The 6,691-nt window shown below is 65.1% G+C and carries 4 protein-coding genes and 1 pseudogene; all 5 read right to left on the bottom strand.

The genetic code is table 11. From position 1 onward, the window contains the following. A pseudogene (locus A5781_RS25970) lies at window positions 1–215 on the bottom strand (hypothetical protein); the annotation flags it as partial. Window positions 216–1,266: 1,051 nt separating this feature from the next. After that, the gene (mobA, locus tag A5781_RS21640) at window positions 1,267–1,872 is read right to left on the bottom strand and encodes a molybdenum cofactor guanylyltransferase (RefSeq protein WP_067211563.1); all 606 of its coding nucleotides are present in this window, start codon (window positions 1,870–1,872) and stop codon (window positions 1,267–1,269) included. 1 nt (window position 1,873) lies between these two features. Further along, window positions 1,874–2,965, bottom strand: coding sequence for a 2-oxoacid:ferredoxin oxidoreductase subunit beta (locus A5781_RS21635; RefSeq protein ID WP_067211553.1), 1,092 nt, complete (start codon window positions 2,963–2,965; stop codon window positions 1,874–1,876). After that, window positions 2,962–4,935: a 2-oxoacid:acceptor oxidoreductase subunit alpha gene (locus tag A5781_RS21630; protein WP_156624927.1), complete on the bottom strand. Its 1,974-nt coding sequence runs from the start codon at window positions 4,933–4,935 to the stop codon at window positions 2,962–2,964. The genes A5781_RS21635 and A5781_RS21630 overlap by 4 nt, the downstream gene beginning before the upstream one ends. 400 nt (window positions 4,936–5,335) lie before the next feature. Continuing rightward, window positions 5,336–6,616, bottom strand: a complete 1,281-nt coding sequence (gene clpX, locus A5781_RS21625) for an ATP-dependent Clp protease ATP-binding subunit ClpX (RefSeq protein ID WP_066958367.1) — start codon at window positions 6,614–6,616, stop codon at window positions 5,336–5,338. Window positions 6,617–6,691 lie beyond the last annotated feature (75 nt).

The following is a 6,691-nucleotide window of genomic DNA, read 5'->3' as shown; positions in this document are numbered from 1 at the left end:
TATGCGATCGTCGGCAGCGTCAGATGTGTATAAGAGACAGCGTCCGGAGCCGGCGGGGCGTCCGGAGCCGGGGGCGGCGGGAGCGCGTCCGGAGCCGGCGCGGGCGCCATGTTGGGGTCGAAACCCATCGGCTCCGCAGTCGCGGTGGCCGACGGGATGGTCACGAGGGTGCCCGTGACCGCGGCAAGAACGAGCGTCTTACGGACGTTCTTCAATATCTTTCCTTTCGCGGTGCGCGCGCGCCAAAGCAAGCCCACGGGGGTGGGCTGACGGTCTCTGGTTGATGCGGAAACCTGCTTCGGAACGTGCCGACTTGTTCCGGCACGACAGCGGTGGGCTCGAATCGCCCAGCGGACTGCTGTCCGCCGGCCGCGGACTGGTCTTCGCCGCCGCAGCCCCGCTCACACGCGGGTCCGTGATTCTGTTTTCAGTTACTCTTCCGTAACCCGTGGGGGCTAACAGGGACCGTACGAGAACCAGCCGCGTTCGTCATCTTCGGAAAACGGCCATCTCGTTTCGGTAACGGGGTGATCACGGCGCAATACCGCCGCCATTTTGGCAGGTCAGCCGCGCGATTTCGAGAAGTACCCAACAATCGTGCGGCCTTTCAAATCGTGAGCCGAATCACGCCCATTTTGTGAACTGGCGCACGTATTTGCGCTACCACGTTTGGGCCGCTTCGGGTCCAACGGACTCGGGTCCGCCGTCGCGAAGCAGCGCAGCCTACAACAAGTTACGTTGCTTCGCCGCGCCCCACACCCGACTACGAGAGCGAATTGTGTTGTGCTGCTGGCTAACTTACATCGTTCGAATAACGGGCGCGGACACCGGCGGGCGTCGGCGCGTCGAGAGCGGAATAAGCTGAAACATCTTTCCGCATAACGCTTTTCGATCACCACCTGCCACCGATGAGGCCAGACCATGGAAGGCGACTGCTCCGCCGAACGCCTCCGGCACGCCGTTCGATTCGGCCATGCCAATTTGCTCACGGGAACTGTGGTTTCGGTTGACGCCCAGGTGCGTAGACACCGCAGCCTCCGATGAAGTGGCGGACAATGGACCTGAAATCTGCGGTGTCCCAACAGATCACGATCCGCGGCCGGATTACCTATTCCACCAATGGCGAGTTGCTTAGCCGATATCTAAGCGAGGAGGAGCATTTGTCTTATGTCGAATAGGGCTTGCGCATTCTCGGGCATGGGCGGTGCCCGAATACGCAGAATTTATCCGACGCGATTTCGCCGCGGCCGGCTCGCGAGATTGCCGTCAGCTGCGGGGCTGCGCGAGGGCGCGGAGCTCCGCGTCGGTGTTGACGTTGGTCAGCCACCGCGAATCCGACGTCACGACGCGCTGGGCATCCGATGAGTCCACCAAGGCGCGCATTTTGCGCTCGCCGACGGCCACCAACGCGTCGACACGGTCGGCCAGGTCCGTCCGGTACACCGCGGCAAGATAGTGGTCCTGGCCATCCCAGGGCAGCACCACCTCCGCACCGGTCTCCAGCGCCCGGCGGGCGAGGTCGTCGATGAGTTCGACGGCCAGGAACGGCATGTCGACGGCGCAGACGAAGGCGAGGCGGGCGCCGGCATCGGCGGCCGCGCGCAATGCCCGCCCCGTCGCCGGCAACGGGCCCAGGCCGCGCAGTTCGTCGCGCATGACCCGAGCGTGCAGTTCGGGCAACGGCTGCCCTTGGGCGGCCATGACAAGGACTGGGTCGCAACGCTGTTCGAGAATGCCGACGACGTGTTCGACCATCGTGGTTGCGTCGGAGCCCGCGGACCCGGGGACGGGCAGGCTCGCTTTGTCGCGCCCCATCCGTTGCGATGCGCCGCCGGCGAGCACTACGCCGGCCAGTGAACTCGTTTCGCCCACGTCAGTCGACGGTCCAGGTGTCGCGCCCACGCAGCAGCGACTGCAGGGCGGCGTCGTCGAACGGCTTCGCGGCGCGGGCGGCCTGCACCTGCGAGCGCGCCGCGTCGTCGTAAGTGGGCCGGCTGACATCCCGGAAGATCCCGAGCACGGTGTGATCGAGATTCTGATCGGAGAGCCGCGACAGCGCGAAGGCGTAGGCCGAGTCGTCGGTGTGCGCGTCATGCACCATGATCTCGTCGACGGACACGTCGGCGGTCTTGGCGAATTCGAGGCCGAAGCCGGACTTCACCACGCAGTACTCGCCGTCGGCGCCGAAGGTGATGGGCTCGCCGTGGCGGATGTTGATCACCCGTTCCTCGGCGCCCTCCTTGCGCAGCACGTCGAAGGAACCGTCGTTGAAAATCGGGCAGTCCTGCAGGATTTCGACCACCGCGGCGCCGCGGTGCTCGGCGGCGGCGCGCAACACCTCGGAAAGTCCGTTGCGGTCGGAGTCGAGGGCGCGGCCGACGAACGTCGCCTCGGCACCCAGCGCCAACGACACCGGATTGAACGGGTGGTCCAGCGATCCCATCGGGGTCGACTTGGTGATCTTGCCGACCTCCGACGTCGGCGAATACTGGCCCTTGGTCAGCCCGTAGATCCGGTTGTTGAACAACAAGATCGTGATGTTGACGTTGCGGCGCAGCGCGTGGATCAGGTGGTTGCCGCCGATCGACAACGCGTCGCCGTCGCCGGTGACCACCCACACCGAGAGGTCCTCGCGGGCCAGCGCCAGACCGGTCGCGATGGCCGGCGCGCGCCCGTGGATCGAGTGAAATCCGTAGGTTTCCAAGTAATACGGGAACCGGCTCGAGCAACCGATGCCGCTGATGAACACGATGTTCTCGCGCCGCAGCCCGAGCTCGGGCAGGAAGTTGCGGATGGTGTTGAGGATGACGTAGTCCCCACACCCGGGGCACCAACGGACCTCTTGGTCACTGGTGAAGTCCTTGCCCTTCTGCGGCTGGTCCGTGGTGGGCACACCGTCGTTCTTCTTGAGCCTCGGGGTCAGCCCAAGGTCCGTGCCCGCCAGATTTCCCATCAGGTCGGTCATTCGATAGCTCCCGCTCCAACCGTTGCTGCCGCCATTCTGGCGACCATCGTCTTGTCTTGCTCGATTTCGGCGAGCGTGCCGCCCTGCGCAGCGCGGATGACACGCCCGATCTCGTCGGCGAGGAACGCGACACCCTGAACCTTGCTGACCGATTGCACGTCGACCAGATACTTGCCGCGAAGCAACAGGGCAAGCTGGCCCAGGTTCATCTCCGGGCACACCACCATCGGGTAGCGCCGCAACACATCGCCCAGGTTCGCCGGGAACGGGTTCAGGTGGCGCAGGTGGGCGTGCGCGACCTTGACGCCCTTGCGCCGCGCACGCCGGCAGGCCTCGCCGATCGGGCCGTACGAGCTGCCCCAGCCGATCAGCAGCAGCTCGGCGTCTCCGGTCGGGTCGTCGACCTCGAGGTCGGGAACCGAGATGCCGTCAATCTTGGCCTGGCGCAACCGAACCATGAGGTCGTGGTTGACCGGCTCATAGGAGATGGCGCCCGAGCCGTTAGCCGCCTCCAGGCCACCGATCCGATGCTCGAGGCCCGGGGTGCCCGGCACGGCGAATTGACGCGCGAGCGTCTCCGGATCGCGGTTGTACGGCTGGAACGGCTCGTCCGGCTTGGCGAACGTGTGCTTGATCGGCTGCAGCGTGCCGATGTCCGGAATGCGCCACGGCTCCGAGCCGTTGGCGATCGCGCCGTCGGACAACACGATCACGGGGGTGTGATAGGAGACCGCGATGCGCACCGCCTCGAGCGCGGTTTCGAAGCAGTCGGACGGCGAGCGTGGCGCCAGCACGGCAACCGGCGACTCCCCGTTGCGGCCGTACAACGCCTGCAGCAGGTCGGCCTGCTCGGTCTTGGTGGGCAGGCCGGTCGAGGGCCCGCCGCGCTGAACGTCGATGACCAGCAAGGGCAATTCGGTCATCACCGCGAGACCCAACGCTTCCGACTTCAGCGAGATCCCCGGTCCCGACGTGCTCGTGACGCCCAGAGCACCGCCGTACGAGGCGCCGATTGCGGCGCAGATACCACCGATCTCGTCCTCGGCCTGGAAGGTGATGACGTTGAAGTTCTTGTGCTTGGACAGCTCGTGCAGGATGTCCGACGCCGGCGTGATCGGGTAGCTGCCGAGCACCACGGGAATGTCGGCCAGCTGACCCGCCGCAACGATGCCGTAGGCCATTGCGGTGTTGCCGGAGATCTGCCGGTATTCGCCAGAGGGCAACGTCGCCCGTGAAACTTCATAGGTGGTGCCGAACGCCTCGGTCGTTTCGCCGTAGTTCCAGCCCGCCTTGAGCGCCAAGACGTTGGCCTCCGCGATGTCCGGCTTGCGGGCGAACTTCTCCCGGATGAACTTCTCGCTGGTCTCGATCGGGCGGCCGTACATCCACGACAGCAGACCCAGCGCGAACATGTTCTTGGCGCGCTGGCCGTCTTTCTTCGACGCGCCGATCGCCTCGACGGCGCCCAGCGTCAGCGTGGTCATCGCGACGGAATGCACGACGTAGTCGGACAACTCGTCGGACTCGAGGGGGTTCGTTACGTAGCCCACCTTGGTCAGGTTGCGCTTGGTGAACTCGTCGGAGTTGGCGATCACCATGCCGCCGCGCGGCAGGTCGCCCAGGTTGGCCTTGAGCGCCGCCGGGTTCATCGCGACGAGCACGTCGGGGCGGTCACCGGCGGTCAGGATGTCGTAGTCGGCGATTTGGATCTGGAAGGACGAGACCCCGGGCAGGGTGCCTGCGGGGGCGCGGATCTCCGCGGGATAGTTCGGCTGGGTCGCCAGGTCGTTTCCGAAAAGCGCTGCCTCCGAGGTGAACCGGTCACCGGTCAGCTGCATGCCGTCGCCGGAGTCCCCGGCAAAGCGAATGACGACTTGTTCCAGGCGCTGGCGGTCTGACCCGCCACCGGAAGGCGACCCGTTCGAGCCGTTGTGAGAATCAGACCCGGCTCCGCTGCCGTTCGGATCCACGTATCCGCCTTCCATTCGCTATCCGGATAGGCACTTCGCTGGAGCTTTACGTTACGCGCTGTTCAAGCGAGTCCCGCACCCTCGCGCTGTGTGTCACTGGTGGTACCAATTATGGCACTTCTTTAAGAGACTCTAAGACGAGAATGGCCGTCTCTAAACCATTACACGCAGCGGTTTTCACCTAAAACCGATGTCAGCCGGGGGACGGTGGCGCCGACCATCAAAAGTGTGGTATTGGTCACTCTCGCGCGGCGGCGGCCAATTCTCTGGGCACCGTTTCCGGCATCGCGATCATTCGAGCGCGCCCGTCAGCCGGCGCGGTACGGGGCTGGGGGTGGCAGCGGCGGCCGGCATGCGCATCTAGTACCCAAATGCGCGGCCGCTCGACCGCCGGGGAGTGTTAGGCGCTCTTGTCGCGGCGCTCGGTGCGCGACGGCTTGCGCGGCACGATCGTCGGCAGCACGTTGTCCTGCACGGTCTCCTTGGTCACCACGACCTTGGCGACGTCGTCGCGGCTCGGGATGTCATACATCACCGGCAGCAGGACCTCTTCCATGATGGCGCGCAGACCGCGGGCGCCCGTGCCGCGGTGGATGGCCTGGTCGGCGATCGCCTCCAGCGCGTCATCGGTAAATTCGAGCTCGACGCCGTCCATCTCGAACAGCCGGGTGTATTGCTTGACCAGAGCGTTCTTCGGCTCGGACAGAATCTTGACCAACGACTCCCGATCCAGGTTGGTCACCGAGGCGACCACCGGCAGCCGGCCGATGAACTCGGGGATCAGGCCGAACTTGATCAGGTCCTCGGGCATGACGTCGGAGAAGTGGTCGGTGGTGTCGATTTCGGCCTTCGAGCGGACCTCGGCGCCGAAGCCCAGGCCCCGCTTGCCGACGCGCTCGTAGATGATCTTCTCCAGGCCGGCGAACGCCCCCGCGACGATGAACAGCACGTTGGTGGTGTCGATCTGGATGAACTCTTGGTGCGGGTGCTTGCGGCCGCCCTGCGGGGGAACCGACGCCTGCGTGCCCTCCAGGATTTTCAGCAGCGCCTGCTGAACGCCCTCGCCGGAGACGTCGCGGGTGATCGACGGGTTCTCGCTCTTGCGGGCGATCTTGTCGACCTCGTCGATGTAGATGATTCCGGTCTCGGCGCGCTTGACGTCGTAGTCGGCGGCCTGAATGAGTTTGAGCAGAATGTTTTCGACGTCCTCACCGACGTAACCGGCTTCGGTCAGCGCGGTGGCGTCGGCGATGGCGAACGGCACGTTGAGCATCTTGGCCAGGGTCTGCGCCAGGTAGGTCTTGCCGCAGCCGGTGGGGCCGAGCATCAGGATGTTGGACTTGGTCAGCTCAACCGGCTCGTGCCGGGAGTCGCGGCCCTTCTCCCCGGCCTGGATGCGCTTGTAGTGGTTGTAGACGGCGACGGCCAGCGTCCGCTTGGCGGTGTCCTGCCCGATGACGTAGCCCTCCAGGAACTCCCGGATTTCAACCGGCTTAGGGAGTTCGTCAAGTTTGACGTCGTCGGCGTCGGCCAGCTCCTCTTCGATGATCTCGTTACAGAGGTCGATGCACTCGTCGCAGATGTATACACCGGGGCCAGCGATGAGTTTCTTGACCTGCTTCTGGCTCTTCCCGCAGAACGAGCACTTCAGCAGGTCACCGCCGTCTCCGATGCGCGCCATGGTGCTGAGGGCCTACTTCCTTTTCGCCGTTCGTGTTGCTCTGCCGCATGTATGCCCCGACGCTACCCGCTAGAT

The sequence above is a fragment of the Mycobacterium sp. 852002-30065_SCH5024008 genome (genome assembly GCF_001665645.1).
Lineage (GTDB): Bacteria > Actinomycetota > Actinomycetes > Mycobacteriales > Mycobacteriaceae > Mycobacterium > Mycobacterium paraffinicum.
The sequence above is the reverse complement of the archived record's forward strand: the minus strand, read 5'-3'. Positions and strand labels throughout refer to the sequence as shown.